The organism is Microbacterium sp. SY138 (genome assembly GCF_039729145.1).
GTDB classification, from domain to species: domain Bacteria; phylum Actinomycetota; class Actinomycetes; order Actinomycetales; family Microbacteriaceae; genus Microbacterium; species Microbacterium maritypicum_A.
In genome coordinates this window covers 2,780,232-2,807,185 of sequence record NZ_CP155793.1, presented here as the reverse complement: position 1 = coordinate 2,807,185, position 26,954 = coordinate 2,780,232, and the positions used below count along the sequence as shown (strand labels likewise).

The 26,954-nt window shown below is 64.1% G+C and carries 30 protein-coding genes and 2 pseudogenes; 19 read left to right on the top strand and 13 right to left on the bottom strand.

What is annotated here, in order from left to right; all coding sequences use genetic code 11:
- Positions 1–19 precede the first annotated feature (19 nt).
- A complete protein-coding gene (locus ABDC25_RS13355; RefSeq protein WP_167255848.1) occupies positions 20–712 on the bottom strand; it encodes an ABC transporter ATP-binding protein in 693 nt (230 codons plus the stop codon).
- Positions 709–1,779, bottom strand: coding sequence for an FtsX-like permease family protein (locus ABDC25_RS13350; protein WP_167255850.1), 1,071 nt, complete (start codon positions 1,777–1,779; stop codon positions 709–711). Before ABDC25_RS13350 ends, ABDC25_RS13355 begins: the two co-directional genes overlap by 4 nt.
- Before the next feature lie 162 nt (positions 1,780–1,941).
- Here ABDC25_RS13350 and ABDC25_RS13345 point away from each other — a divergent pair, with 162 nt between their 5' ends.
- The gene (locus ABDC25_RS13345; protein ID WP_167255852.1) at positions 1,942–3,126 is read left to right on the top strand and encodes a sensor histidine kinase; all 1,185 of its coding nucleotides are present in this window, start codon (positions 1,942–1,944) and stop codon (positions 3,124–3,126) included.
- Entirely contained in the window at positions 3,123–3,749 is a 627-nt protein-coding gene (locus ABDC25_RS13340; protein WP_167255854.1) for a response regulator transcription factor, read from the top strand. The genes ABDC25_RS13345 and ABDC25_RS13340 overlap by 4 nt, the downstream gene beginning before the upstream one ends.
- Before the next feature lie 58 nt (positions 3,750–3,807).
- Here the strand turns inward: ABDC25_RS13340 and ABDC25_RS13335 are convergent, their stop codons facing one another.
- Positions 3,808–4,365: a hypothetical protein gene (locus ABDC25_RS13335; RefSeq protein WP_167255856.1), complete on the bottom strand. Its 558-nt coding sequence runs from the start codon at positions 4,363–4,365 to the stop codon at positions 3,808–3,810.
- Between the two features lie 86 nt (positions 4,366–4,451).
- A pseudogene (locus ABDC25_RS13330) lies at positions 4,452–4,606 on the bottom strand (transposase); the annotation flags it as partial.
- On the opposite strand from ABDC25_RS13330, the gene ABDC25_RS13325 reads away from it, so the two are divergent.
- A complete protein-coding gene (locus tag ABDC25_RS13325; protein ID WP_347126008.1) occupies positions 4,605–5,309 on the top strand; it encodes an SDR family oxidoreductase in 705 nt (234 codons plus the stop codon). The pseudogene ABDC25_RS13330 and the gene ABDC25_RS13325 overlap by 2 nt on opposite strands.
- Positions 5,310–5,394: 85 nt before the next feature.
- On the opposite strand, the gene ABDC25_RS13320 is transcribed toward ABDC25_RS13325, so the two are convergent.
- A complete protein-coding gene (locus ABDC25_RS13320; protein WP_167255860.1) occupies positions 5,395–6,153 on the bottom strand; it encodes a glucose 1-dehydrogenase in 759 nt (252 codons plus the stop codon).
- A 762-nt stretch (positions 6,154–6,915) separates the two neighbouring features.
- On the bottom strand, positions 6,916–7,239 hold the full coding sequence (locus ABDC25_RS13315; protein ID WP_108320579.1) for a hypothetical protein: 324 nt from the start codon (positions 7,237–7,239) through the stop codon (positions 6,916–6,918).
- Positions 7,240–7,657: 418 nt separating this feature from the next.
- Here ABDC25_RS13315 and ABDC25_RS13310 point away from each other — a divergent pair, with 418 nt between their 5' ends.
- From ABDC25_RS13310 to ABDC25_RS13285, 6 genes are all read left to right on the top strand, one after another.
- Positions 7,658–8,824: a glutathione-independent formaldehyde dehydrogenase gene (locus ABDC25_RS13310; protein WP_167255862.1), complete on the top strand. Its 1,167-nt coding sequence runs from the start codon at positions 7,658–7,660 to the stop codon at positions 8,822–8,824.
- A gap of 1 nt (position 8,825) precedes the next feature.
- A complete protein-coding gene (locus tag ABDC25_RS13305) occupies positions 8,826–9,395 on the top strand; it encodes a type 1 glutamine amidotransferase domain-containing protein (RefSeq protein ID WP_167255864.1) in 570 nt (189 codons plus the stop codon).
- Entirely contained in the window at positions 9,392–9,694 is a 303-nt protein-coding gene (locus ABDC25_RS13300; RefSeq protein WP_167255866.1) for an antibiotic biosynthesis monooxygenase, read from the top strand. Before ABDC25_RS13305 ends, ABDC25_RS13300 begins: the two co-directional genes overlap by 4 nt.
- 191 nt (positions 9,695–9,885) lie before the next feature.
- Positions 9,886–10,965: an FAD-dependent oxidoreductase gene (locus tag ABDC25_RS13295; protein WP_167255868.1), complete on the top strand. Its 1,080-nt coding sequence runs from the start codon at positions 9,886–9,888 to the stop codon at positions 10,963–10,965.
- Positions 10,966–11,582: 617 nt separating this feature from the next.
- The gene (locus ABDC25_RS13290) at positions 11,583–12,239 is read left to right on the top strand and encodes a TetR family transcriptional regulator (RefSeq protein ID WP_167255870.1); all 657 of its coding nucleotides are present in this window, start codon (positions 11,583–11,585) and stop codon (positions 12,237–12,239) included.
- Positions 12,240–12,363: 124 nt separating this feature from the next.
- Positions 12,364–13,407 carry an NAD(P)-dependent alcohol dehydrogenase gene (locus tag ABDC25_RS13285; protein WP_167255872.1) on the top strand — a complete coding sequence of 348 codons (1,044 nt, stop codon included), beginning with the start codon at positions 12,364–12,366 and terminating at the stop codon, positions 13,405–13,407.
- A 270-nt stretch (positions 13,408–13,677) separates the two neighbouring features.
- Here the strand turns inward: ABDC25_RS13285 and hxlA are convergent, their stop codons facing one another.
- Together hxlA and hxlB are read right to left on the bottom strand one after the other, a co-directional pair.
- Positions 13,678–14,301 carry a 3-hexulose-6-phosphate synthase gene (hxlA, locus tag ABDC25_RS13280; RefSeq protein WP_167256230.1) on the bottom strand — a complete coding sequence of 208 codons (624 nt, stop codon included), beginning with the start codon at positions 14,299–14,301 and terminating at the stop codon, positions 13,678–13,680.
- Positions 14,302–14,329: 28 nt separating this feature from the next.
- Positions 14,330–14,908: a 6-phospho-3-hexuloisomerase gene (gene hxlB / locus ABDC25_RS13275; RefSeq protein ID WP_315072304.1), complete on the bottom strand. Its 579-nt coding sequence runs from the start codon at positions 14,906–14,908 to the stop codon at positions 14,330–14,332.
- A gap of 100 nt (positions 14,909–15,008) precedes the next feature.
- Here hxlB and ABDC25_RS13270 point away from each other — a divergent pair, with 100 nt between their 5' ends.
- Together ABDC25_RS13270 and ABDC25_RS13265 are read left to right on the top strand one after the other, a co-directional pair.
- On the top strand, positions 15,009–15,833 hold the full coding sequence (locus ABDC25_RS13270; protein WP_243844851.1) for a LuxR C-terminal-related transcriptional regulator: 825 nt from the start codon (positions 15,009–15,011) through the stop codon (positions 15,831–15,833).
- A 96-nt stretch (positions 15,834–15,929) separates the two neighbouring features.
- Positions 15,930–18,584, top strand: a complete 2,655-nt coding sequence (locus tag ABDC25_RS13265; RefSeq protein WP_167255877.1) for an excinuclease ABC subunit UvrA — start codon at positions 15,930–15,932, stop codon at positions 18,582–18,584.
- A gap of 384 nt (positions 18,585–18,968) precedes the next feature.
- On the opposite strand, the gene ABDC25_RS13260 is transcribed toward ABDC25_RS13265, so the two are convergent.
- A complete protein-coding gene (locus tag ABDC25_RS13260; protein ID WP_033107114.1) occupies positions 18,969–19,280 on the bottom strand; it encodes an antibiotic biosynthesis monooxygenase in 312 nt (103 codons plus the stop codon).
- Between the two features lie 107 nt (positions 19,281–19,387).
- Here ABDC25_RS13260 and ABDC25_RS13255 point away from each other — a divergent pair, with 107 nt between their 5' ends.
- The 4 genes from ABDC25_RS13255 to ABDC25_RS13240 all read left to right on the top strand — a co-directional run bounded on the left by ABDC25_RS13255 (position 19,388) and on the right by ABDC25_RS13240 (position 22,010).
- Positions 19,388–20,329 (top strand): helix-turn-helix domain-containing protein, encoded by a 942-nt coding sequence (locus ABDC25_RS13255; protein WP_347123160.1) that lies wholly within the window; start codon positions 19,388–19,390, stop codon positions 20,327–20,329.
- Positions 20,330–20,873: 544 nt separating this feature from the next.
- Positions 20,874–21,008: a hypothetical protein gene (locus tag ABDC25_RS13250; RefSeq protein WP_315072317.1), complete on the top strand. Its 135-nt coding sequence runs from the start codon at positions 20,874–20,876 to the stop codon at positions 21,006–21,008.
- A gap of 77 nt (positions 21,009–21,085) precedes the next feature.
- A complete protein-coding gene (locus ABDC25_RS13245; RefSeq protein WP_315072320.1) occupies positions 21,086–21,640 on the top strand; it encodes a DUF488 domain-containing protein in 555 nt (184 codons plus the stop codon).
- A 55-nt stretch (positions 21,641–21,695) separates the two neighbouring features.
- The gene (locus tag ABDC25_RS13240) at positions 21,696–22,010 is read left to right on the top strand and encodes a hypothetical protein (RefSeq protein ID WP_167255881.1); all 315 of its coding nucleotides are present in this window, start codon (positions 21,696–21,698) and stop codon (positions 22,008–22,010) included.
- Between the two features lie 279 nt (positions 22,011–22,289).
- On the opposite strand, the gene ABDC25_RS13235 is transcribed toward ABDC25_RS13240, so the two are convergent.
- Together ABDC25_RS13235 and ABDC25_RS13230 are read right to left on the bottom strand one after the other, a co-directional pair.
- A complete protein-coding gene (locus ABDC25_RS13235; RefSeq protein WP_243844852.1) occupies positions 22,290–22,895 on the bottom strand; it encodes a uracil-DNA glycosylase family protein in 606 nt (201 codons plus the stop codon).
- Between the two features lie 128 nt (positions 22,896–23,023).
- Positions 23,024–23,110 (bottom strand): hypothetical protein, encoded by an 87-nt coding sequence (locus ABDC25_RS13230; RefSeq protein WP_292776176.1) that lies wholly within the window; start codon positions 23,108–23,110, stop codon positions 23,024–23,026.
- A gap of 235 nt (positions 23,111–23,345) precedes the next feature.
- On the opposite strand from ABDC25_RS13230, the gene ABDC25_RS13225 reads away from it, so the two are divergent.
- Positions 23,346–23,669 (top strand): hypothetical protein, encoded by a 324-nt coding sequence (locus tag ABDC25_RS13225; RefSeq protein ID WP_153244297.1) that lies wholly within the window; start codon positions 23,346–23,348, stop codon positions 23,667–23,669.
- Here the strand turns inward: ABDC25_RS13225 and ABDC25_RS13220 are convergent.
- Both ABDC25_RS13220 and ABDC25_RS13215 read right to left on the bottom strand, forming a co-directional pair.
- Positions 23,666–23,941 carry a hypothetical protein gene (locus ABDC25_RS13220; protein WP_167255885.1) on the bottom strand — a complete coding sequence of 92 codons (276 nt, stop codon included), beginning with the start codon at positions 23,939–23,941 and terminating at the stop codon, positions 23,666–23,668. The two genes, ABDC25_RS13225 and ABDC25_RS13220, sit on opposite strands and share 4 nt — an antisense overlap.
- 46 nt (positions 23,942–23,987) lie before the next feature.
- Entirely contained in the window at positions 23,988–24,332 is a 345-nt protein-coding gene (locus ABDC25_RS13215) for an ATP-dependent DNA ligase (RefSeq protein ID WP_315072328.1), read from the bottom strand.
- Positions 24,333–25,289: 957 nt separating this feature from the next.
- On the opposite strand from ABDC25_RS13215, the pseudogene ABDC25_RS13210 reads away from it, so the two are divergent.
- The 3 genes and pseudogenes from ABDC25_RS13210 (at position 25,290) to ABDC25_RS13200 (ending at position 26,953) form a co-directional block, all read left to right on the top strand.
- Positions 25,290–25,669 (top strand): annotated as a pseudogene (locus ABDC25_RS13210) (ATP-dependent DNA ligase).
- A 63-nt stretch (positions 25,670–25,732) separates the two neighbouring features.
- Entirely contained in the window at positions 25,733–26,053 is a 321-nt protein-coding gene (locus ABDC25_RS13205) for a hypothetical protein (RefSeq protein WP_167255889.1), read from the top strand.
- A 222-nt stretch (positions 26,054–26,275) separates the two neighbouring features.
- Complete coding sequence (locus tag ABDC25_RS13200; protein WP_167255891.1) at positions 26,276–26,953, top strand: DUF6766 family protein; 678 nt, start codon at positions 26,276–26,278, stop codon at positions 26,951–26,953.
- Position 26,954 lies beyond the last annotated feature (1 nt).

Sequence of the window (26,954 nt, the reverse complement as noted above, 5' to 3'; positions counted from 1 at the left end):
TTCTTTCTGGGGTGGCGGGTTAGGCGTTGACGAGGGTGTCGACGAGTCGACCATCGACGAGGTGCACGACCCCGTGCATACGTGGCAGGTGCACGAGGTCGTGAGTGACGAGCAGGGTTGACGTGTTCAACTCGTCGGTAAGGCGAAGGATGAGGTCGATGATGCTCGCACCTCGGTCCTGATCGAGGGCGCTGGTGGGCTCATCGACGAGGAGAACACTGGGGTCGTTCATCAGGGCCCGCGCGATGTTGATGCGTTGACGCTGACCGCCGGAAAGTTGGTGTGGCCGCTTGTCGCCTTGGCTTGAGAGGCCGACCGCGTCCAGGAGGTCGTCGGCGCGAGCAGCCGTTCTGGCGCGGTTGCGACGGCTGTGGGGAGCGCCGAGCTCGTTCATGACGCTCAGCTGTTCTCGGGCGGTGAGGGAAGGGATGAGGTTCGGCTGCTGGAAGACGATTCCGATGTTGTCCCGTCGCAGGTGTGTGGCGTCGTTGAGGCTGAGTGTGGTGACGTCGACGTCGTCGATGAGGATCGTTCCGGAATCGGGGCGGATGAGGGTTGCGGCGACGGCGAGGAGGCTGGATTTGCCGGAACCACTGGGTCCGGTGATGCCGGTGACAGTTCCAGGGTGCGCAGTGAGGGAGACGTTGTCGACGGCGGTTACCCGGGCATCGCCGTCCGGGAAGGTGAGGGTGATGTTGTTCAGGCGGATCATCGGTTGCTCCCGAGGGCGGTGAGGGGGTCGGCGGAGGTGACGGATCGAAGCGCGAATGCGGCCCCGGCGAGGCCGAGGGCAATCATGATGCCCCCGGGAAGGAGGGTCGTGATTGGGCTCAGCAGGAATGGGAGCGCGGTGCCGGCGAGGGTGCCGAGCAGTGTGACGATGCCGAGACCGATTCCGATCCCGAGGAGGAGCACGATCAGTGCCTGACCGAGTGCGTCCCGGATGAGGGACCGGGTGCTGGCTCCGAGTGCTTTGAGGACGGCGACGTCGCCTTTTCGTTGCATGGTCCAGACGGTGAAGAAGGCCCCGATGACGAGACCGGAGATGCCGAACAGCATGGCGACCATGAGAAGCAGGGACCCGATCTCCGAACGGAAAGCGCTCAGCGCTGTCAACGATCCGAGGGTTGTCTCCGAGATGGTGCTGTTCGCCGTGTCGGCGGTGTCCCAGTCCGGAGTTCCTTTAACGGCGAGGACTGTGGCGTAGGCGTCGGGGGTGCCGGTGGCGACCGAGTAGGCTTGCCAGTCCTCAAGGGTCATCTGCACGACAGGAGTGTGGCTGTACCACCCGTCTCCGTCGATCGTTTCGACCGTGTAGGCGACACCGGCGATAGTGACGTCATCGCCGATGGCTACGTCGAGGGCTTCCGCGGCAGGGTCCGACAGGCTCAGCTGCCCATCAGTGGTCGGGGCAGTGGCGGCGAATCCCGGTTCGACGCCGAACACGGCGATCGCGGCGCGGGTGGTGGCCGTCTCGCCGCGGGTCTGGCTGATTCCTATAGGACGCGCCGCGGTGACATCGTTCGTCGCCGCCCAATCGGCCGCCTGCTGTTCCGTGATGGTCGAGTCGGAGAAGCTGGCTGCGCTGTCTCCCACTGTGGGGGAGGAGAACACGATGCGGTCAGCGGGAAGCGCCAGGATGGCGGAAACGTTCTGCGTGGCAAGTCCTCCCGTCAGCCCGCTGAGGAATCCCACGAGAACGGTGATAAGAGCGACGACGGAGCCGATGAGGATGAACCGGCCGCGGGCAAAGCGGAGATCGCGTAGAGCGACGAACATGGGGCTGCCTTTCCTGTCACCGGACGGCGACTACTCCACTCTCGCCTTCCGCACACGGCGGGTCATCGGCCGCCCGAACAGCGTTTCGCGACTGGAATGCGGAGCCGCCAATCGTCCTTTCGGACGATGCTCACACTGCGCGAGCGGCGTAGAGTTCCACCCATGGTGCACACCGCGTTGACCCCCGTTTTCGTGGGTCTGCGGACCGGGCTGCACGTTCTCTTCTTTGCGTTGACTGTGCTCGTGATTGCCCGTGCCGTGTTGGACCCCACCCATTCCAGCGTCCTCGTGATCGTGTTGGCTTTGATCGTCGGTGCGACGTACGCGTTGGGCACATTCCTCCCCAGAGGCACCCAGGCGAGGGGCCTGCTGCCGCTGGGATGGTTGGCGCTTCTCACTGCCGAATGGCTGGGGTTGCTGTGGTTGATCGCGGATGCCGCGTACCTGGTCTTCCCGCTGTTTTTCCTCTTCCTTCACCTCTTGGGACGATGGTGGGGGTCAGCCGCGATTCTGGTCTCGACGATCCTCGCGATCTGCGCGTTGGGCATCCATAGCGGTTGGAGCGTGGGCGGCGTGGTCGGTCCATTCGTCGGCGCCGGTGTCGCTCTACTGATCGGGTTGGGCTATCAAGCGCTCGCGCGGGAGGCCCTCCAGCGGGAAGCACTAGTCCAAGAGCTGCTCGCCACTCGGGGACAGCTCGCCGCGACCGAACATGAATCAGGGGTTCTCGCAGAACGTGCCCGGCTCGCCCGCGAAATCCACGACACTCTTGCGCAAGGACTCTCCAGCATCCAGATGCTCCTGCACGCTACGGAACGTGCCGACCCGGGACGCCCCGGAATCGAACACATTCGCCTCGCCCGCGAAACAGCCGCGGCAAACCTCGCCGAAGCACGACGATTCATCCGCGAGCTCACCCCGCCACAGCTCGACGACCAAACCCTCGGTGGGGCGCTTCGCCGGCTCGCGCGCACCCAATGGGCGAACCAAGGACTCGACGTGCAGGTGCGTGTCTCCGATACCGTCACCCTTCCCATGCACCTGCAAACCGCTCTGCTACGAATCACGCAAGGAGCTATCGCCAACGTCATCCAGCACGCCCATGCGACGACCGCGATTGTCACCATCGCGATCGAGAATGACCAACTTCACTTCACGGTCACGGACAACGGAACCGGGTTCGACGTTCATCTCCCCGAGAGGGGGAGCGTCGAGAAGACGGATTCGTTCGGGTTGCAGGCCACCGCAGAGCGGGTCGAACAGCTTGGTGGGACGCTCACCATCAACGCCGCCCCGGGACAGGGGACAACCCTGGCGGTAGACCTCTCTCTGACGGAGTTCGCATGATCCGGCTTGTCATCGCCGACGATCACCCCATCGTCCGTGCCGGCCTGAACGCCCTTTTCAGCCTCGAACCGGACTTCGACGTCGTCGCCGAAGCGGCCACACCAGATGACGCCGTCATGCTGGCGGAACGCGAGAACCCAGACGTTGTTCTGATGGACCTGCAGTTCGGTTCCCAACAATCGGACACGGGTGCGGACGCAACCCGACGTATTCGAGCACTCGACGCGCCCCCTTATGTGCTCGTCCTGACGAACTATGACTCGGATGCAGACATCCTCAGCGCCGTGGAAGCCGGAGCCAGCGGCTACCTCCTGAAAGACGCTCCACCCCACGAACTGACCGCGGCCGTCCGCGCGGCCGCCGCCGGCGAAAGCGCCCTCGCACCCGTCATCGCCTCGCGACTCCTCAGCCGCATGCGCGCGCCCCAGGTCGCTCTCAGCAGCCGGGAAATCGAAGTACTTGAACTTGTCGCCTCAGGCCGATCGAACACCGAGGTCGCAGATGAACTCTTTGTCAGCGAAACGACCGTCAAGTCCCATCTCGCCCACATCTTCTCCAAGCTCGATGTCAGCTCCCGCACTGCAGCAGTCTCCGCCGCACGCCAGAAAGGGATCCTGCGGTAACGGTCGGCGCCCTCGTCGACGAGTAGCGATACGCGTTGAGCCCCGCAGTAGCGTCCGGCTATCCGAGCGCCAGCCAGCGAGCCGCAGCCCCCTTGAGGGCACTACCCGACGCTCGAACCGTGCGCTCGGACGTGACCTCGGAACCAGCCTGCCGTTCGTCTTTACCGGCGCTCGTGTTGCTCAGGTGATCCGGCAGCTCCGTGGTGAGGATGAGGACAACGTCGATGAGCTTCCAATCCAGCTCTTCACATCGCTGCTGCGCCGCGCGCAGATCCACCAACCTGGGCATCGCGGCGTCGACGGGGACAATGAATGCCTCCAGGTGGAAGAACTGGCCCTGGTCCCGCACGCGCACGGCCACCTCGCGAACCCACGGCAGTGTCTCGAGATACTCGAGAACAGCGTCGGACGCGGGATGTGGTTTGTGATCATCGAACGTGGTGGCGCGGGTGTCCATGAGGTCGGTGATCGCAGCGCGGGTGTTGCGCAGTCCGTCCCAGAGGATACTGCCGGCGATGAACGTCGCTGCGGCAGAGTCGGCCCACCAGTACCCCAAGCCGATGCCTCCGACGCCGACGATGGAGCCCGCCGCGGTCATCCAATCGGCTTTATTCATGAGGTCGGCTCCAACCGGAGGACCTTCGCCGCCTGCGACTCCGGTCGCCCCGTCGCCCCCGGCGGCGACGCAGCGGCAACCGTGACCCCGGAGCCGAACTTGCCGACCCACTCTTTCAGCGCACCCCGAGAGATCCCGAGATCCGATCCCCGGCGATGCCCTTGAGCGTCGAACCCGGCGTGGACTCATACAAGTCCACCGCCCGCTGCCGGAACTCGTCCGTGTAGTTCTTCCTAGCCATCCCTTGGATTCTCGCTTCCCCAGCATCGTGCTGGAATCAGCGTGTCCAAGATCAGGGGTCAAGCGCCCATGACGTCACCGGGTTCACCGTCGACCTTGGCGACCCGACCGACGCCGGGGACTGGGTGCGCAACGGCGCTGAGCAGCTCGGTGGTCTCGACGTGATGTACAACAACGCGGCGGGCTTCGGCTTCGCACCCTTCAGCCAGATGAGCTTCGACCTGTGGCGGCACGTCATTTCGGTCGAGCTCGACCTCGTCTTCCACACGACGACGGCTGCGTGGCCACTGCTCTGCGACGGCGGCGGCTCGCTCATCAACATCGGTTCGTACTCCGCGCTGCGCGGGATCGAGCCGCTCGCCCAGGTCGCGCACACCACCGCGAAGGGCGGCGTCATCGCGATGACGAAGTCGCTCGCTGCGGAGGGCGCCCGCTACGGCCTCCGCGCGAACTCGATCTCACCTGGCTTCGTCAGCACCCCGGCGACGGACAAGGCGGTGGACGCGGAGGGCAAGGCCTGGCAGGTCGGCAACGCGCTCATTCAACGCCCCGGCACGGGCGAGGACATCGCGTACATGGCGCTCTACCTGGCCTCCGACGAGTCCTCTTGGGTGACCGGACAGAACTACAGCGTCGACGGCGGCGCGACCGCCGGGTGGCGGAACGACAGCGAGACGGACCGACTGGCCGCGAAGAACGGCTGACACGCGGGTCGCGGCGCGACCGGTGACGGACGGGAGGCACGGTGCCAGCTGACACCGTGCCTACCGTCCGTCGTGGCCACCTCGTCTAAATCGCGAGGTACCCGCCGTCGACGGCGAACTGCGAGCCGGTCGCGAAGGCGGCCGCGTCGGAACCGAGCCACGCGACCATCTCGGCGACGTCGTGCGGCGTGCCGAGTCGGCCGATCGGGTGCTTCGTCAGCAGCGCGTCCTTGAAGCCGGGGTAGGTCTCCTCCAGCGCGTCTATCATTGGCGTCTGGATCACCCCGGGCAGCACTGCGTTCACGCGGATGCCTTTGTCGGAGTACTCCACCGCGGCGGCTCGGGTGAGGCCGATGACGCCGTGCTTCGACGTGACGTAGGCGGACTGGTGGGCGATGGCGGCCTGCCCGAGGGACGAGGCGGTGTTGATGATGGATCCGCCGCCCTGCGCCAGCATCTGCGGGATCTCGGCCTTCATGCTGATGAACACTCCGGTGAGGTTGACGGCGATCACCTTGTCGAACTGCTCCACCGTGACGTCGGCGAGGTCGGGGCCGGTGATCTCGATGCCGGCGTTGTTGTGCGCGATGTCGAGTCGGCCGTAGCGGTCCACCGTGGCCTGGACCAGGTGCTGCATCGACGCGAGGTCGGTCACGTCCGCCCGGACGAACGCCACGGCGTCTCCGCCGTCGACGTACTCGAGCGTCCCGTTGCCGGCATCCTCGGACAGGTCGGCGACGACGACCCGTGCGCCGTGGTCGACGAGGACCTTCGCGGTCTCGCGCCCGATCCCTCCGCCACCACCGGTGACGAGTGCGACCTTGCCATCGAGCGAGTTTGACATTGTGTGCTTCTTTCTCTCGGGGAGCGGCGTCGGTCGGCGTCGCTCGTTCAGTGCGGGAGCTGCGACGCGGTGTCGGCTGTGAGCCGGCGGACGTCGCTATCCAAGGTGGGGCGGTCGATGCCGAAGAAGGCGAATGAGATCGTACCCATGAACGCGAGCCTAGTGCCCGGTAGGCGACGAGAGGGCGGTTCACTACGGCCCGTTCCTGCCCCACGTGGGCAGCGCGACGACCTCGTTCATGAGCACGATCGAGCGCGAGCTCGAGGAATCGGGCCGATACAGGCACTGGGACGTGACGGTTGAAAGTGTGTTCATTGCAGAGGACGAATCGGACTGCGAGGTTCGCGCGACACGATAACTGGCCCGACACTGACGATGCCCCGAGCCGACCTCTCCCGGCCCGGGGCATCGCTGTGCCGGGAGAATGAACACATGCTCGGGAACTCGCACACCGCCCCCGCGATGTCGACGAGTCCACGCGCGTGGAGCTCGAGGCGCCGTCCTCCGGCGTTGCGATCGAGCAGTTGCGGTCGAGGATCCCGGCAGATGAAGTCATCCTCTTCGTGCGCCAGATCGGCTAGAACACGCGCACCAGGCCGCAATTCGGGCACCGCCAGACCCGGGGAGTCGGCGGGTTCCACGACGGTTGCAGCTGCACCAGGCAGCGCTCACAGGTAGGGAGAAGCCTGGCCATTCGTCGTCATCCATGACGCCAGGCAACCAGGATGCCGGCGGCGCCGCAGAAACCGTCCACAGGGACGTTCAGCGCCTTCCAGGAGAGGCCGGCGTGACCGCCGAGGCCCACACCCACGCCTTCATCTCCGTCTCGCCCACGCGGAACCTGATCGCGCAGGCATCCGCTGTCCACCGGCAGACCTCCGCGTCGACGAGCGCCGGCGTCGCGCCGAAGCGCACCCACGCCTTCGCAGGCTTCGGCCGCGGGTCGATCGTCACCGGTTCTACGTCTAAGCGCAGCTCGGCGCTCGAGAGCGACTGCAGGGGGCCGGCCTCCGCGGCGATCCGCTCGAGGATGCGCGTATCCATCCTGCGATCGACCGCCGACGCGTATCGCTTCGATGTACCCACTGCCGATCCTCCTTGCGGACCGCCAGGTTATCGATTTTAGAACAGATGTTCTATTTAGTGTGCTCGTCCGCCTCGTCGTCCGAGGCGTCAGCCTCGGCTTGAATCTGCTCAACCTCGGCCCGCAGCCGGCTCAGCATCTCCTTGCTGCGATCCGCGAGTGCGGCATCCCAGGCATCGACGGCGCTGGTCGGGTGTCGACTGTGGCTCTTTTGATCCGAAAAACCCCATGCCCTGAGACTGGGGGAGAGGGTTCCGCGCAGCGGGACCCGGGCACTATCCCGGCTCGATCGCTACACGTCAACTCAAGGCGAGCCCCTTGACATGTCGTTCGGCGGGGCGTTTGCTGTCTCGCGGAGGGCCAGCGTTGTCGAGGCCCTGCCAAAGAAACATCGAGCAACACAATCGGATCGGAGTGGACATGAAGGCAGTGGTGTACGAGGGACCCCGTCAGGTCAGCACGAAGGACGTCCCGGACGCGAAGATCGAGCGCCCTACCGATGTCCTGGTCAGGGTGACGACGACGAACATCTGCGGCTCGGACCTCCACATGTACGAGGGGCGGACTTCCTTCGAAGTAGGCCGGACGTTCGGTCACGAGAACATGGGGGAGGTCATCGAAGTCGGTAGTGGCGTGGAGAAGGTCAGGGTCGGAGACCGGGTTGTGCTCCCGTTCAACATCTCGTGCGGATTCTGTAAGAACTGCGAACGCGGCCTGACCAACTACTGTCTCACCACCCAGCCTGAACCATCATTCGCCGGAGCGGCCTATGGGTTCGCCGACATGGGTCCCTATGGCGGTGGCCAAGCGGAGCTTCTCCGCGTGCCTTTCGGTGACCACAACGCGCTGCGCCTGGGCGAGGATGCGGAGGAGAAGGAGAACGACTACGTCATGCTCTCTGACATCTTCCCCACCGGCTACCACGCCACCGAGATGGCCGGCGTGATCCCCGGCGACAGCGTTGTGATCGCTGGGGCGGGTCCGGTCGGATTGATGGCCGCCCTGTCCGCGATGATCAAGGGCGCAGCAAAGGTGATGGTGGTCGATCGCCACCCTGACCGGCTCGCGCTGGCCGAGCAGATCGGTGCGATTGCCATCGACGACTCCAAGGTCGACCCCGTGCAGGCTGTGCTGGACGAGACGATGGGGCTCGGAGCTGATCGTGGTTGCGAATGCGTGGGCTACCAGGCCCACGATCCGCAGGGCAACGAGGACACCGCCGCCACCTTGAACATGCTCATCAACTCGGTCCGCTTCACCGGAGGGATCGGCACCGTCGGCGTGTTCGTCCCCCAGGACCCGGGGGCCGAGGGCGAATTGGCCAAGCAGGGCAAGGCGGCCATCGACTTCGGCACACATTGGTTCAAGGGGCAGACCATGGGAAGCGGTCAGGCCCCGGTCAAGCGGTACAACCGCCGGCTACGAGACTTGATCGCGGCCGGCAAGGCGACCCCTTCCTGGATCGTCTCCCACGAGATCTCGCTGGACCAGGCTGCCGATGCCTACAAGAACTTCGACGCCAGGTCCAAGGGTTGGACCAAGGTCCTCATCAAGCCCGGCATGTCAAACGGAAAGAAGGAAAACTGAGATGGCAGCAGATCTTAAGCGCAAGAGGGTCGCGATCCTCGCCGCCGACGGGGTCGAGCGAGTGGAGCTCGAGAAGCCCCGCGATGCACTGGAACGGGCCGGTGCGAAGACCGAGGTCCTGTCGATCCATGAGGGTGAGATTCAGGCGCGTGAGAACGATTTGGATGCAGCAGGCACCTTCACCGTCGACGGGTTGGTCTCGGACGCGTCCGTGGCCCACTATGACGCCCTGCTTCTCCCCGGCGGTACGGTGAACCCCGACCAACTCCGGGTTGACCCCGACGCGGTCTCCTTCGTCCGCGAGTTCGTCGAAACTGGCAAGCCCGTTGCCGCGATCTGTCACGGGCCGTGGACGTTGATCGAGGCCGGCGTGGTCGAAGGTCGCACCTTGACGTCCTTCCCGAGCATCCGAACGGACCTGCGCAACGCCGGTGCGGACGTTGTCGACCAGGACGTCGTGGTCGACGGGAACCTGATCACCAGCCGCTCGCCCGACGACCTGCCTGCGTTCTCCGAAGCGATAGTGTCCCAACTCGCCGGTACCACGACAGAGAAAGAGGAGAAGTCATGAGTGTCACCAAGGGATTGCTGGTCAGGTTCGAGGCGTTGCCCGGGAAGGAGGACGACGTGAAGGAGTTCCTTGACAGCGGCCGTGCGCTTGTTGAGGACGAGCAGGCGACCACCGCGTGGTTCGCGATCCGTCTCGGCCCGTCCTCATTCGGGATCTTCGATGTGTTCCCCGATGACGCCGGCCGCGACGCGCACCTGTCCGGCGCAGTTGCGACCGCTCTCGGCGAGCAGACGGGCAAACTGTTCAGCGAGCCGACGATCGAGAAGCTCGACGTCCTGGGCTCCAAACTCCCCGCCTGACACCACGGACCGGGAGTACTGGCCCAGAAAGAAGGGGGTCGCTGCGCGGTGGCTTCGGGCTTGCACAGCCCGCTGACGTCGTGGCAGCGGCCCCTTTCCTTGCGTCCTACCGCTAATCACCAACAGATCGGGGAACCGCGATGACAGGAACTGACGACGGCGTTGCCACGACGCGTTCACCCGAGGTAGCAGTGATCGGGGGCGGGATCGTCGGTCTGTCGACGGCGTACGCGCTGCGGGAGCAGGGCGTACCGGTGCGCTTGTACGAGGCTGGTGTGCCCGGGACGGGTCAGTCCGCAGGCGAGTCGCGGATCTTCCGGCATGCCCACGACGACCCGCGACTCGTCGCTTTCGCGCGCGAAAGCCGCGGCGTATGGGATGAGTGGTCCGAACACTTCGACGTCGAGCTGGTCTCATCAGACGGTGTCCTGGCGATCGGAGACAGCGCACTGGCGCGGCTGCGGGTGCTCGACCAGGTCGGCGGCGTGGAAGCGCACGAGATCGATGCGGCCGAGGTCGCCCAGCGGATGCCGCTGCTTGCTGGGTACTCGGGGCCAGCGGTGCTCGACGAGTCGGGCGGCGCGATCCGCACCCGCGCCGCGATCACGGCACTCACGGGTGCCCTCGCAGATGCGGTCACCACCGGTGAGGTCATCTCCATCGATCCCCGCGCCGACGGGACGGTCGAGGTGCGCAGCATCACCGACCGGGCTGTTTACTCCAAGGTGATCGTGTGCGCCGGCCGCGAAACCGCCCGTCTAGCACGCAGCGTCGGCCTGTCGCTGCCGGTTCGCCTTGCCGCACACGTCAGGTTGACCTTCGACGTGAAAGCCGCCGCCCCGGAACGAGTCGCGTGCCTGCAGGACAGCAGCGGCGTCTTCGGCGAAGTCGGCGTCTACGCGACGCCGCTACCGGGCAACAGCAGCTATTCGGTCGGACTCAGCGAGACCGTCGGCGTCCGCGACGACGGAACTTTCATCGACCCGGCGGCGATTCGATCGCTGGACGAACGCGCACGCGAATACGTGATACGGGCGCTGCCCGGTCTCCACCCAGAGCCGCGCGACTTCCTTCACTGCTGGGTGACCGACCTCCCGTGGAGTGAGGACGGCGTAGCCGTGTGGGAGGCAGGCTCTGTCCTTTTTGTGGCCGGTCACAATCTGTTCAAACAGGCACCTGCGCTGGGTCGCGCTCTTGCCCGGGCTGCGACCGGCGGCGGTCTCCGCGCCGAGCTCACGCCCGAAGCGCGCCTCGGCGAGGCCCAGAGCTAGAGAGTGTCTCCCAATCGCGGGGGGTGACCCGCGATTCTGGCCGACACACTCGTCACCTGGGGGTCACGTCGGTGGCTGCCTGCAGTGCGGCGGTGAGGCAGCCCGCGGAAGCACCGACGCCCTTATCCGCGACGAGGGCGGGCGTACCAGCTGCAACCACGGTCCCGCTGGTGTCGCCCGCGGCGGGTTCAAGATCGATCACACGTGATCGGCCACCCAACCGGAGGTAATCGGGTCCAACGTGCCGACGGGAGAACAGGGAGCAATGAATAGAGCGCCTTGCTCCGCCGAAGCCTTCTCGTCCCGGCTATGCATGGCGTGACATTCGCAGAACTCGACCAGGTGAGCCCGACGCTTGCCCCTCGCGGAGGGTTCAGCACGGCGGAGGCACCGGTGCGAGACATCATCGTGAAGATCGCGGAACCTGTAGGGCCGTCGCTGAAGAAGAGGCAGTGAGGTCTTAGCGTGCGCAGCCCGACACGAAGGCAGCAATGCCGGCGGGAACTGAGGGCCGGATGTGATTGGAGATCTGCTGCAGAGCGGAACCTTCAGCGAGGGAGACTTCGCACCTAGGTAGGCCGTGGCAGTTTCTGCCAGGCAGCTGTAGCATCACCCCCATGATGGAGTGCGAAATCGAGCCGCGAGAGGGCGCGCGCCTTCGCGCATCTGAACAGTGCTGCGCACTGTTCAGCGCCCGCGGCACCACCGACCTGACGATCACAGAGATCGCGAGCGAGATCGGCATTTCGCAGCGAACGTTTTATCGGTACTTTCCGGTCAAGGCTGAGTCGGTTGGGCCAGTGTTCGACTGGTCCATTCGACGTTTCAACGCGGTGATCGTCGAAACGGATCCAGACATCGCCTTGACGGAGGTGCTGCGCCTGGCGTTCCGGGCAAGCTTGCTGGGCGAATCGGCCGAGCGCACTTTGCAGCTGTTTCCGCTCGTGTTCCGCAACTCGGAGATGTGGTCGGTGTTCATGAGAAGGGTACATGACGGTGAGCTGTCGGTCGCGCCCGTGTTGGCGCCCCGGCTCGGGTTGGCGGCGGACTCTGTCGCCGCCCGCGCGGCTGCCGCAGCCGTGGCGAGTTCGATTCGGATCGCCCTCGAGGACATGGTCACAGCGGGCGCTGATCCGGAGATCGCTTACGTGCGGACCCTCGCACAATTCACGTCGGGACCTCTCATTGCCACCCCACGCCGTCTCCTCGAGGTGGGCAGCCCGCCGCGCCACGCGAACCTGACGTCGATGGGAGGTGCGAACTCAACGCCCTGATCGAACAACACTGGCGCTTCGACGAGTCGCCTCCTGCGACCGCAGGGCAACCAGGCGACCGCAAACCACCATCCCCAACAAGGCCCGCTAATGGCGTATCTGTGAACAGAAAAGGAAGCACATCATGAAAGCAGCACGACTGAACGAAGTAAGGTCGGATTTCGTCATCGAGGACATCCCGACTCCAGAACCTGGGCCTGGGGAGGTCCTGATACGAATCGGCGGATCCGGGGCTTGCCACTCCGACCTGCACGTCAAGTCCGGCGAGATTCCGGGTGTCGCTTTCCCCCACACCTTGGGTCATGAGAATGCAGGCTGGATCGAATCCTTCGGTCCCGGCGCAGAAGGCAACGGGTTCGAGGTCGGCGACGCGGTCGTCGTGTTCGGCGGCTGGGGCTGCGGTCACTGCCGTTTCTGCCTGGGAGGCAAGGAACAGCTCTGCAACACATTCCTGTGGGGCGGCATGGGCCCAGCAGGCGGGTATGCGGAGTACATGGTCGTGCCGTCCGTGCGGCATTTGCTTCCGGCAGACGGACTCGACCCTGTAGAAGCAGCCGCTCTCACCGATGCAGCCCTTACGCCTTACTCGGCGGTCAAGAAGGCACTGCCACACCTCGTGCCCGGCACTAGCGCGGTCTTGATCGGCGCTGGAGGGCTCGGCCAGTACGGAGTCCAATTCCTGAAGCTGCTCTCCCCTGCAAAGGTGATTGTCGTCGACACCGACGAGAAGAAGCGTCAGACCGCACGCGAGCTCGGCGCCGACGTCACCGTCGACCCCCGAGATGCTGATGCCGCGGAACAGATTCGCACTGCCGCCGGCCGGGACGGGGTAGCGGCTGTTCTCGACTTTGTCGGAATCGACACGACCATGGCCCTTGGCGCTGGAGCGGTGGACCGGCTCGGTGTCTTTGTGCTCGTCGGGCTCGCGGGCGGCAGCTTCCCGTTCTCGTTCTTCCGCTTCGCCGCCGAAGCAGCGATGATGACGAGCAACTGGGGTACCCGGAATGAACTCGAGGAGGTACTCGCGCTAGCCCGCTCTGGGCGCCTGGTATCGGCGATTGAACGACACCCACTTTCGGAAATCAACGAAGTGTTCGAACGCCTCGCCACCGGTCAGATCCCCGGACGGGCCGTGCTGGTCCCGGGAGCACCCTCCTCGAAGGGCTGAGCGCCGAACGGCCAGGACGATGCCCCTCCCACGAGAGAACAGCAGGCTGGGGCATCGTCCTCGCCACCACGATCGGGAATCGTTGACGCAAGCGGAACTGATGATTTCCCGCGGACGTGCACTGTATCGCTCGACTTGTCGAGAACTTGAGCCGATGAGTTGCGAGCGGGCCGCGATTACGTCTGCCGAAAAGGTGGTGCGAAACCGGGTTCCGGCCGGGGTTTTCGGCTGATTCGCTCTCTGTGCGTGTGGGTGGCAAGACCTAGGTCGTCAGACGATGGCTGCACGGAGTTCCGCGGCGGCAGCACCGACATCGGGAGCGCCGTAGATCGCGCCTCCCGCCACAGCCACCTCCGCACCAGATTCCTGCACCGAAGCGATCGTCGAGCTATTGATGCCGCCTGCGACTGAGAACGGCACGCCCGAAGCTTTGCCGTCCTCGAGCAGGGTGGCAAAGGCGAAACCCTCTTCGGCCTGCTCGTCGAGGCCCGCGTGCATCTCGACGAACTCTGCTCCGAGTGCAACGACCTCTTTCGCACGCTTCGCCTTGTCGCTCACGCCGATGAGATCGACGACAACGCCCTTACCGTGCTTCTTCGCCGCCTTCACGGCACCGGCAATCGTGCTGTCACCGGCGCTACCGAGGACCGTCACGAGATCGGCACCCGCAGTGAAGGCCATATCAGCCTCGAGCTCGCCGGCATCCATCGTCTTGAGGTCGGCGAAGACGACCTTGTCGGGGTGGGCCTTCTTGATCGCCGTGATCGCCGAAAGGCCAGCACTCTTGATAAGCGGGGTACCGAGCTCGAGGATGTCGACGTGCGGCGCGGCGGCAGCAGCGAGTTCGAGGGCGGCCTCGGTGGAGAGGGTGTCCATGGCAAACTGCAGTTTCATTTGGATTCCTTTCGTGCAGTGGTTTGAGTCATTCGAGATTTGCGTGGCGAGGCCAGAGATCATCAGCGGTCAAGCCGGAGCGGCGCCAGAGTGTGTGGAAAAGCGCGTCGCCGAGGACAACGACCAATTGCTCGAAGAGACTGCCGGCATACTGCTCAGATGCCGCTTCAGAGCGATCAAGCTTGCCGGCAGCCGGCACGACTATCGTGACGGCTGCCAGCGTTGCGAGCGGAGATTCTGGGACTGTTGTAACAGCCGCCACCCGGGCGCCAGCATCGACGGCAGTCTGTGCCGCGCGCACGATGCCGCCCGTCGTTCCGGAACCGCTGGCAGCGAGGAGCAAGTCACCTGGTTCGATCGCAGGAGCGGTGACCTCCCCGACGACGTGGACGGCCAGGCCAAGATGCATGAGTCGCATCGCGGTCATTCGCAGCGCGAGCCCCGATCGGCCTGCACCCAGCACGAAGACTCGCGGAGCAGCGCCGACGATATCCGCGAGCTCCGCCAATCCCGCCGGGTCGCGAGCTATCAGTCTGTGGGTGGCGAGTTCGAGTTCGCGGGCGATGCAGCTGAGCGAGTCACCCACACCGATTTCGAGGACATCCATCGCTCTATCATCACGGCCGTCGGTCGCGTTGGCTCCCCCGCAAAGGAGCAGGCCCACCTACCCGTAGGCATAGGCCTACCTGAGTGGGTAGGTTGCCACCATGGACCTCACCGAACTGGCGTCGCCCGCGTCACGTCAGCATGTCGCCGACCACGCGCGAATCGTCGCCGAACATGCTGACCGGCACGCGATCACGCTCGAATCTATGCTCGCGCTTCTGCGATCGCCCCGCCTCGATGACCGCGCAGCACGCAACATGGCGATCGAGGCGGCAACGAGCGCCTTGATCGGGCTGCGCGCTGTTACCGATCAGGAACGCAGCAGCATCCTCGAACCCGTCGTCGGTGCGTTCGCCCGGCTGCAGAGCGACCTGCTCCCCCTCGTCCGGTTCGGCGATCTCGACGTGCAGTTCGTTGAGCCGCCCGCGACCGGTCGGGCACTCCCAGGAGAGGTCGCGCACGCGGCGCGCGCCATCGTCCGCAGCTCGGTGCTCGCATTCGCGGATCACAGCGAGGCTCGGCGGGTGCGCATCCAGTGGGACTGCGACGGCCTGAATCTCCTGATCGGCATCCGAGATGACGGGGCCGGCGAACTTTCCGCACACGACGACTCGATCCGCCCAATCGTCGAACGCGTCACAGCCCTCGACGGCGCGATTTCGGTCTCCTCAACACCCGGCTGGGGGTCCTCAGTAGACATCCGGCTCCCCCTCGATCCGCCGGCGGAACCCGAGCCACTTCCGGAATTCTCACAACTCTCCATGCGCGAACGAGATGTGCTACGGCTTCTCGCATCGGGAGCGCGCAATGCCGAAATCGCGGAAGAGCTCCTCATCTCCGTCAACACGGTGAAGTTCCATGTGTCGAACCTTCTCCGGAAGGTCGGCGCGCGCAATCGGGCGCAGCTTATTGCAACGTCGATCTGATTTTCACCAGCGGTCACCCGTGGTCTAACCCGACACCGATCGCAGCGAAAACGACGACACAAAGCGAAGCTGCTCACAGGTCAGTACGATCTGGTCATGACTTCGTCTGATTCTTCACTCGCCGCCGACGCGCAGGTTCGGGTCTTGGGTGCTCGGGAGCACAACCTGCGGAATGTGGACCTCTCCGTTCCGCGGGACTCGTTAGTGGTGTTCACGGGTGTGTCGGGTTCCGGGAAGTCATCGTTGGCGTTTGGGACGCTGTACGCGGAGTCGCAGCGACGGTATTTGGAGTCGGTGGCGCCGTACGCTCGCCGTCTGATCGACCAGGCGGGTGTTCCCAATGTTGACTCCATCACCGGGATGCCGCCGGCCGTGGCGTTGCAGCAGCAGCGTGGAGGACGCAGTGCCCGGTCCACGGTGGGAAGCATCACCACGGTGTCCAGTCTCGTGCGGATGCTGTACTCCCGCGCCGGGGACTATCCGGATGGGCAGCCGATGCTCTACGCGGAGGACTTTTCTGCGAACACGGTGCAGGGGGCCTGCCCGGAGTGTCACGGCATTGGTCGTGTCTACGCGGTGCCCGAGGAGCGGATGGTGCCGGATCCGTCGCTCACGATCCGGGAGCGCGCGATCGCGTCCTGGCCGACGGCATGGCACGGACACCAGCTCCGCGACGTGTTGGTGGCCCTCGGCTATGACGTTGACGTGCCATGGAAAGATCTGCCACGAAAAGACCGGGACTGGATCCTTTACACGGATGAGACTCCGTTCGTTCCGGTCCACTCCCGGTTGACGCTTGCTGAGGCTCGCGCCGCGACCAAGGCCGGGGTCGAGCCGAGCTACTCGGGCACCTTCGTCGGAGCCCGCCGGTATGTGTTGGACACATTCGCGAACTCGAAGAGCGCGTCGATGAAGCGTCGCGTCGCGCAGTACCTCGACGCTGCCCTGTGCCCGGTCTGTCACGGGAAGCGGCTGAAGCCTGAAGCGCTCTCGGTCACGTTCGAGGGCCTGGACATCGCGGAGTTCTCGCAGTTGCCGCTTCGAGAGCTTGCTGACATGCTCTCCGACGTTGTCGCGGGAGCGCGACAGGCCGAGACCGTTCCGAATGGTGCTGTGCTGCATGCCAATTCCCGTCGCGCAGCCACGGAGCAGCGCATCGCCGCCGGAGGGTCCGCGCACGCCGCCGCACCCGATGTGCGCCGCACCGCGAACCGTTCGCCGGAGAAGCGCGCCGCTGCGTCCCGGCTCGCTTCCGGGGTGATCGAGCGACTCCGCCCACTGACCGATCTTGGCCTCGGGTATCTGTCGTTAAGTCGAACCACCCCGACCCTGTCGGGTGGCGAGTTGCAACGAATCAGGCTCGCCACACAGCTCAGCTCCGACCTGTTCGGCGTCGTCTATGTCCTCGATGAACCATCCGCAGGCCTTCACCCACAAGACGTGACAGCGCTCTTGAAGATCCTCGACGGGCTCAAGAGAAGCGGAAACAGCCTGTTCGTCGTCGAACACTCCGTCGATGTCATGCGGCACGCGGACTGGCTCGTGGACATCGGCCCCGGCGCGGGCGAGCATGGCGGCCGCGTTCTCTACAGCGGCCCTACCGATGGGCTTGCCGACGTCAAGGACTCAGTGACACGCGGCTACCTCTTCGGTGGCAGTGGACTGCCCCCGCACACCCCTCGCGACCCGCGCGGGTGGCTCCACTTGAAGGACGTGACTCGTAACAACCTGCACGGCGTCTCCATCGACATTCCCATGGGTGTTTTCACCGCGGTCACCGGAGTCTCGGGTTCCGGCAAGTCGAGCTTGGTCAGCCAGGCCCTCCCGGCTCTCGTCGGTGACCGCCTCGGTCACAGCATTCCGGCGGAGGACGAACCGACCGGCGACGAGCTGCTCCTTGCCGATACCCCAGAGCGGCTCGATGGTGTCCTCGACGGCTCTCTCGAGGGGGTCCGGCGGGTTGTCAACATCGATCAACGACCCATCGGCCGAACCCCCCGATCGAACGTTGCAACATATACGGGCTTGTTCGACCACGTCCGTCGACGCTTCGCTGAGACGCCCGAAGCTCGCTCGCGTGGGTACAAGCCCGGCCGTTTCTCCTTCAATGTCTCCGGCGGCCGCTGCCCCACCTGTGAGGGCGAAGGGTCCGTGATGGTCGAGCTACTCTTCCTCCCATCCGTGTACACCGAATGCCCCGACTGTCACGGGACCCGGTACAAAGCCTCGACCCTCGAGATCACTTGGCGGGAGCGCACCATCGCTGACGTGCTCGCGATGAGCGTTGAGGAAGCCCACCCGTTCTTTGACGGTGAAGACGACATCACCCGCTCACTAGCTGCACTGTCAGACGTGGGTCTCGGATACTTGCGACTCGGACAACCGGCAACCGAGCTCTCTGGAGGTGAGGCACAACGCGTGAAGCTCGCAAGCGAGCTACAGCGCGCACAACGAGGGGACACCTTGTATGTTCTCGACGAACCAACTTCGGGCCTGCACTGCGCTGACGCTGACCGGCTCGTGACGCATCTGCAAACCCTCGTCGACGCAGGAAACACCGTCGTCGCGGTGGAACTTGACATGCGGGTGGTGGCAGCAGCCGACTACGTCATCGACCTCGGACCCGGCGCCGGCGATGATGGCGGCGCAGTCGTCGCCGCTGGAACTCCTGCACAAGTTGCCGAGAACGGCGTCGGCGCGTCCGCGGAATACCTTGCCGCCGCGATCAAACTGATCGTTGCGGCTACCTGAGCAGAAGAGCCGACGCTTGACAACCGATGACCCGGTACGCAGTCACAAGAGCACTGAGCAGCCAAACTTTCCACAGGCGAATCAAGTGTGTACACACCTCAGGGATCGGCTACCGGTCGTGCGCCGATGAACGCCCAAGGTCAGTGGAGGGCGACTTTCCACGCCTCTGTTCGGTTCTGGTGGTCGCGCGATGCGCTGGCCTCACGGCTCTGCCCGACACCGACGTCGCTCTCCTGTGCGACGGACCCCTCGCCGGCTGAGCGCTCGCGGCCGGCATCCTGTCCGTGTGCCGATAGGCCTCGCACCGCTCGGCAACGCAGCATGGCGTTGCGTCGCGACCTGGCGACGGCTCGGCGGGGCGCGATCGTCTCGTGCGTTGGCGGACTACGGGAGCTTGGACGCGAGGACGTCGGCCGCCAGGATCTCGGGTGCTGCGCCGAGGAGGTGCTGGTTGGCCATCAGGGCTGCGACGATGGCGCCGTTGGCGTGGGCGTCGCGAGCGGCTTCGTCGGGGAATGCATCGAAGATCCAGAAGGTGTCGGCGTGGGTCCTGACCGCGAACCAGACAATCGTTCCTACTTCTTCGTTGGCGAGTGCGACAGCGCCGGCGAGCAGATCGGCGACCGCGTCGTGCTGTCCATCGGCCGCGACGATCTTGGCGACGAAGGCATACGGAAGTGATGCGGGTGTGGACATGAGGGACTCTCCTTGACGTCGGGGTTCTTCGTGGGACGAGTTCAGCGTATGACGAGCGAGGGCCGGTGGGGAGTGGCGTATACGGCAGTATTGCTATTGTTTACGTCATGCGTATCGGACTGATCGTGATCGACGGCTGCTTCGGTTCGGCTATCGCGTCGATCATCGACATCGTGCGGGTGGCCGACGGAGCCCGCGGCGATGTCGACCCGCGGATCGACCCGATCGAACTCGCCATCCTCGGACCGAAACGGCGAGTGACCACGACGGCATCGATGACCCTGTCGGTGGACCACCCGCTGCCGGAGTCCGGAGAGTTCGACGTGGTCGTCGTCCCTGCGCTTGGAACCCTTACGGCCGCCGCTACCAACGACGCCCTCCAGAGCCGAGATGCTCGTTCGGTCATCGCCTCGCTCGGGCGCCTCGACGAGGCGACCACCCGGATCGCCGCGGCGTGCACCGGCGTGTTCGCTGTCGCCGAGACCGGACGGATGCATCATCGGCGGGCGACGACCAGCTGGTTCCTGGGGCCGGAGTTCCTGAAGCGCTATCCGACCGTCGCCCTCGATCTCGACACCATGGTCGTGGCCGACGGGAACCTCGTCACCGCCGGCGCCGCGTTCGCCCACATCGACCTCGCGCTCTCACTCGTGCGATCGATCAGCCCCGACCTGGCCCAACATGTCGCCAAGCTCCTCATCATCGACGAGCGCCCGTCGCAGGCGGCCTTCGTCGCCTACGAACATCTCCGGCACGAGGACCCGATCGTCGTCGAGTTCGAACGCTTCGTGCGCGCCCGCCTGGACGAACCGTTCAACGTCGCGTTCGTCGCGCAGTCACTTGGCACCAGCCGGCGCACCCTCGAACGACGAGTCCGTGCGGCGCTCAACCTCACTCCGCTCGGCTTCGTCCAACGGCTTCGCATCGAACGAGCTCGGCACCTCTCAGCAACCACGGACCTCACCTCCGCCGAGATCGCGCTACGAGTCGGCTACGCGAACGCCGAGACTCTGCGCTCCCTCCTGCGTAGGGAGCGACGCCGTTCCTGACCTATCGCCATGCCTGTAGCCGGTGTGCTAGTGCTCGACTGGAACCACCTCTCAGCACGTCGCGTCGACGCTCCTGCGTCGCCTCTGGACGACCCACTCGACACGCCCGCCGCACAGGCTATGTGACGTGTCCCGGCTTCCCGGACGGTCGGGGTTGGGTGGCTGTGATGTCGCTGCGTTCTCGTCGAGAGGATCAGCAGACCCGATCAGAGTCGATTGGGATAAGACGCGAAGGCGGTCAGGTCAGGGCGGCCAAAGCCGGCCGGCGGGGTAGCGTCGGTCACGTCGAGGTCTTTCGGATGGATGGCGTAGGAACCTCCATCGTCGGGAGATCTCGACGTCTATCTGCGGATCGACGCGCCCAGCCGACCTACACCCTCATCTGGGAAGAGCCAATGGCCCAAGCATCCGCAAACGACTTCATCTGAAAGGAAAGGCCTTTTCCTACACCGCGACTGCGCGGCGGATTGCAAAGTTGACTTCCCTTGGAAGACGGCTATGGTCAGAGGTTCATCCGCCAGCCAAATAGGGGAAGCGAGTTCTGATGCCCGGTAAGTCACCAACCACACGTGGAGCGAAAAAGATCGCTCAGCTGTCAATCAAGGAAAAACGAGCGGCCAAGCGCGAAAAGCGCGAACCCGACGTCTTCCTCAAGCCGCGCAAGGGAGCGAGCCGCTGATCGGCTGACCGGGGGACCCCTTGGGTGCGAGGAGTTCCCCGGTCGCAACCGACCGCTCGCAACCGTTCAGGAGCAGGATGCAACCCCCGACAGTGTTCACCATCGGTCACTCCACACACCCGATCGAGGAGTTCATAGCGCTGCTCGAAAACAACGGCGTGCAACAACTCATCGATGTGCGGACGGTTCCCGGCTCCCGACATAACCCGCAATTCGGCGCGCAGGCGCTTGAGGAAAGCCTGACGGACGCAGGCCTGCACTATGCGCGGATGGAAGAACTCGGCGGTCTCCGCCACACCCCAGTGAATGTGGAGAGCATCAACGGCGCCTGGCGCAACAAAAGCTTCCGCAGCTACGCCGACTACATGCAAACCGAGCCCTTCGCGCGTGGAATAGACCGTCTGATCGATCGAGCAAAAGAGAAGACTGTGGCGATCATGTGCGCGGAAGCGGTCCCGTGGCGCTGCCACCGGTCTCTCATCGCGGATGCGCTGGTCGTTCGCCACATTTCTGTGGAGGACATCATGAGCGCCACCTCCACCAAACCCCACACACTCACGTCGTTCGCATCGGTGGAGGGCAATCGGGTCTGGTACCCGCCCACTAACCTGAAAGAGCAAGGGGAGACATAGCGAGCCTCCCGCCGATGTGACCGAATTGTCATTCCGAGAATGGATGTCGTCCACCATGGGCACACTGCACTACGGCGGTTCCGAAGCACCGATCCACATCGAGGAACGGGCCCTCGCTCACCTCAAAGTTATCGTCGCCACCAAGCTCCGCCGCAACGAGTCCTTCACCCTGTCCTGGCGCCATCCGGAAGGGGACCCTGAAGGGCGCAGCACCATCTGGTTACACCCGTCGATCCCACTGCAATTCACCTTCGATGAGCTCGAACCTCCGCAACTCAACCTGCAATGGATCCACGCGCTGATGGAGTCAGCCAACAGCTCCGGAGGAATCACGTTCCTCGAGGAAGTCCTGGAAACACCCACAGGATGACCCCGCTCGAGCGGGAACGACACTACGTGGGCCCGCCTTGAGTATTGCGAGTCGAAGACTCTCGAGCCGAGGGGGCAGCCCTCTCGAAACGATGAGTTCCCCAGAACCGAGGCTCCGAGAGGGCTCGTCACAGAAACGTGACATAGCCTCGTTGCGTGTGGCGTAGCGCCCCAGACGCTCCGCAAGTAGCCCCAGCTACTAACCAAACGTTACCATCCATGTCCCCCAAAGGGGGGACATGGCGGCCAAGCTGCAGCGGCTCGGCGTTCACTACAGGACTTACCGCAGTGCCTTCTCGACATGCCGACGAAGGTCCTCCACGACATCCGTCGCAAACCACGGGTTCCTGGCATGCCGGCGAAAGTTCAGCGGCGAGGGGTGCACCAGCGGGAATCGTTCGGGAAGGAACTGCTCGTAGTTCCGCACGGTGTCGGTCAGAGTCTGTGTGGTGGCGATCGGTAGATATGCCTGCTGGGCATATCTACCGATGAGAAGGGTCAATCGGATACTCGGCATCAACGAGAACAAAGGTGGGTGCCACCGAGCGGCGACGCCTGGTCGCGGAGGTGCATCGCCCGATCCGTTCCGACCGGGTCCCGGGTAGTAAAAGTCCATCGGCAGGAGAGCAAACTGTTCCGGGTCACGGAACTGTCTTTCCGTGACCCCCAGCCATTCCATGAGCGTGGCGCCACTCGCGTCGTCCCAGGGCACCCCGCTGGCTTGTGCACGCCGACCCGGCGCCTGACCGATGACAGCGACACGGGCGCTCGCGCCCGCCGTATATACGGGATCCATGCCCTGCTCTCGGAAACCGCTGTTGGCGACATCGTGGATCAGCTCATGGCGAAGCAGAGCGAAAGGATCAGGAGCTTCGACGTTGCTCAAGAGATCTCCTGACATCGACTCGTTCACCACACATCGGTGTCTCCTCCTCCCGAAGAAGAGTACGAGCGGCACCATCATGACAGGTCGCCGGAGACCCATCGCTGTACACCACTCTCCACCAAGGACTGTCATCTTCGAGCCGTGCCACCAGCCGGCCTGCCTGCCTGCCTGGGATGAACCCCCACCAGCGAAGCAATCTCGCCGTACGTGATCACCTGCCCCGAGGGAACTGCGTCGACGATTCGCCGAACCTCTTCCAGAAGACTCAAGGCTGCCTCCAAGTGCGGGGTCTGAGGAGTGCGTCTTCTACGTTAGCGAACGGCCCGACCACGAAGATCAGACGCAGATGCGCCTGCCGTACAACTATGTGGTCAGCCGTCGATCATGGACGCAACGTCTCACGCGGGTATCGGCCACACTGTGACTAGCACCGTAAGTAGGGTAGGTCGCATGGCGATCCTGTTTTACGGTCCAGGCACCGAGCCGATTCACATTGAAGATCGCGCGCTCGCTCATCTCAAACTGGTGATTGCGACGAAGCTCCGCCGCAATGAGAGTTTCACGCTCTCCTGGAAGCACCCCGTCGGCGAACCCGGCGGGCGTTCAACGATCTGGATTCATCCCTCGATTCCGTTGCGGTTCGTGTTCGAAGAACCGGAACCACCTCAGATCAACATGAAATGGGTGGAGCAGCTCATGCAGACGGCGAACTCCAGCGGCGGGATTGCGCTCGTCGATGAAGTGCTGGACACGCCCGAACTCGAGCAGGCCTAGAGCAGATCCCAGCTCCCCGACCCATTCAGCGAAAGCACGGCGTCGTCGGAATCGACATGCACGTCCTCTTCAGAGATCACAACCCGGCTGCTCGGGGTGATCAGCGCTCTCACCCGTCGCTCATCCGCGGTTACGAAGAGCACTACCCTCCCCGTCCCCGTGACGGCAGCTTCCAGCCGATCACACAGCTGCTCGATGTCCTGCGAGGGAGCAAGGACAAAACTGGAGCCGTCGATGCTGACACGAGTCTGCACCACCGAACGCTCACGCATGCCAGAACCCTACATACGAGTGATACGCGCTCGACGGGGGTTGCAATCACGCGCGGATTGAGGCAGTCTCCGAGTCGCGCTCCAACCGTGTTCCTTCTACCGGTTCAGGCGTGAGGTACAGCCCCGTGGGGGAGTTCGCGCCAAGAGCGAGAGCATCCACCCAGGCACGGTTGATCGCTGGCGCTCGACTACCGAAGAATTTGAACACCATCGAACTGCCCGGGTGGATCCAGACGCTTGTACGGCCCCCACCAGTGCTCACGTCTTCCTTCCACGTGAAAGTGAAAGGTTCACCGCGCCGCAACTTCGCAGTCATCACGAGCTGAAGATGCGTGAGAGCACGGTCTTCGATCTCAACCTTCGGCCCACCCTCGTAAATAAACTTGCCCATGACGGATCCTTTTCTTGTCTCCACGGATACCCGACTTGGAGCCACGACGATAGTCGCTAGCCCCCGTCCTTCAGTCTGTGATGTCCGAACACCACATTACTTCGGTGCGTCCACGAGACCTTTTGTCATCCGAGCAAAGGTGCGACCATGGATCTACCGCGCGGTGGGTCGGTCGGTACTGGGGAGCGGGCGCAACGCACTGTTCGAGCCGGCGTTTGAGCCGGGCTGGGCTGCCCCTAACGACACCCTGGTTCAGGGACAGCCCAGCAGTGACAGCCGGGGACTACTCTCGTCGCCCCCCGAAACGACAAATCTATGGCGTGGACGAGCTGCTGTAACTTCCGCCGATTGAACCGGGCTTGGACGTAGGGCAACGCTCTCGTCTGTTGCGGATTGCTGATAGTGACCCGCGTCACTGCAACGAATTATCACGGCGGCTGCTTAAGCAAGCCCCTCTGAACACCGGGGAGGCCCCGGCTACGTTGTTTGTGGCCGCGCTACGTAGGCGGTCTGGGTCGGCGGAGTCCCCAGCGAAGCCGACCGGCGGTCCCGACCAGTTCCCCAGACTGAACCGGGACCGCTGCTGTGCCCCGCCACACTCTCAGCGGCTCATTCTTTTCCCCGCGGCCTCCTCAAGCAGTTTCACGGCGAGCAATTCGCCCGCGACAGATCCGAGCCGGTCGTTCGGCAGCGAGGTTCAGGAGCTGCCGAAATCGATCGTTTTTGGCGGGCGAGCATGACTCAAGCTGTGGGGAACATCCAGCGGGAATGCGGGGCGCCGTACAGTCTTCAGCTGCGGCGAACAGGCTGCTGCAACTCCGTCACCCAATCGGATTGGTTCTGCGAGACCGCCCGAACATGCAGTTCACGACACGGTCCCGAGTGAACAAGCCCTCGAGCAAATATCTCAGCGTGGATCGCTTGCCAGCTTTCGGCGATGTAATCCATGGAACCGAGATGGATGCCGCAGATGGCTGCTTCAACAGCGGGCAGGTCGACAACTTCGAAGCCACCCCGGACGGGTCCGTTAAGACTGAGATCGAAGACCCTGCCCTTACTCACTTGCAACTTGTGATGACCGCGAAGCTGCGGCGGGGAGAGCCGTTTAGCTTCGCCTGGCGGGAGGATTTGAGCGTCGGTGGCGGTCGCACGACTTGTGGATCCACGCTGGTAGCTCGCTCGTCTTCAAGTATCACGGTAGTCGTCAACCGTCGATCAACCGTGAATGGGTCGACGCGCTCGCCTATATGGCGAGTTCCCCGAGCGGTCTTTACCTCGTTGCGGAGCCGACGGACGGAGCATCGGCGGAAAAGCTCGGCACATCCGACCCCGCGTAGTGCGTCCTACGTTTCACATAGGCGGTCGGTGGGCGTGAGTCGACGGACAGTAGAGTTCTGAACATGGCCACTCTGTCATATGGCAATGAGGATGCTCCGATCCACATTGAAGATCGCGCGCTCGCGCACCTCAAGGTCGTCATCGCCACCAAGCTCCGCCGGAACGAGAGCTTCACACTGTCGTGGAAGCACCCCGACGATGAATCCGGGGGCCGCTCCACGATCTGGCTACACCCCTCGATTCCGTTGCGCTTCACCTTCGAAGAGCCCGAGGCGCCGCAACTGAACCTGAGGTGGATCGAGGACTTGATGCACTCGGCGAGCTCCTCCGGCGGCATCCAGTTGGTGGACGAGGTTCTCGAGACTCCCGAACCGACGCAGTAGCGGGTAACCGGCGGACGGACGTCCCCTTCCGCGAATGGCGGTCCCCTTCCGTGTCTAGCGGGCGGGTCGTACATTTGTGGCGTGTTCATCGCGTAGGAAGGGTTGATTTCGTGGCGAGTAGTGGCGAATCTTCAGGTCGGGGCGTCTTCTGGACGTGGATCGTCATCATCGGCGCGGGGCTCGCGGTGATGATCGTGCTGCCGATCGCGGGACGGTGAGGTTATGCGTCGGCGGATTCGGGACAACGGGCTGAGTCTGGCCTTCCTGGCGATTTTCCTCCTCGCCCTGGTGGGTCAGTCCCTCGCAGGTCACGCGTATGCGAACGAGCAACTGCTGCAGCACCGTGAGCCGGCGGTGGGGTACCTGGACTTCATCACCTCGTCGGATTTTCTAGTTGATGTCGCGGAGAACTGGCAGTCGGAGTTCCTGCAGTTCTTTCTCTTCATCCTGGCCACGGTGTGGCTGATACAACGAGGCTCTCCGGAGTCCAAGAGACCTGGAGACGAGGGTGTGGGCACCGACGAGGAGCAATTCGTCGATGAGCACGCGAAAGCCGATTCACCGGCGTGGGCACGCGTCCGCGGCATCCGATTGTGGGCTTACTCCAACTCTCTGCTGATCCTGATGGGGTCGATCTTCCTCTTGTCCTGGTTCGCGCAATCGCTTGCCGGCCAGATCGTCGCGAATGAAGAGAACGCGCAGCACGGGATGCCTCCCGTGTCGTGGGCGGGCTACGTCGCGTCGTCTGACTTCTGGAACCGGACGTTGCAGAACTGGCAGTCGGAGTTCCTCGCCGTCGGGGCCATGGTGGTCTTCAGTATCTACCTGCGACAACGCGGCTCCAGCGAGTCGAAACCTGTCGGAACGCCGCACGCGACGAGCAGCACGGAATCCGAATGAG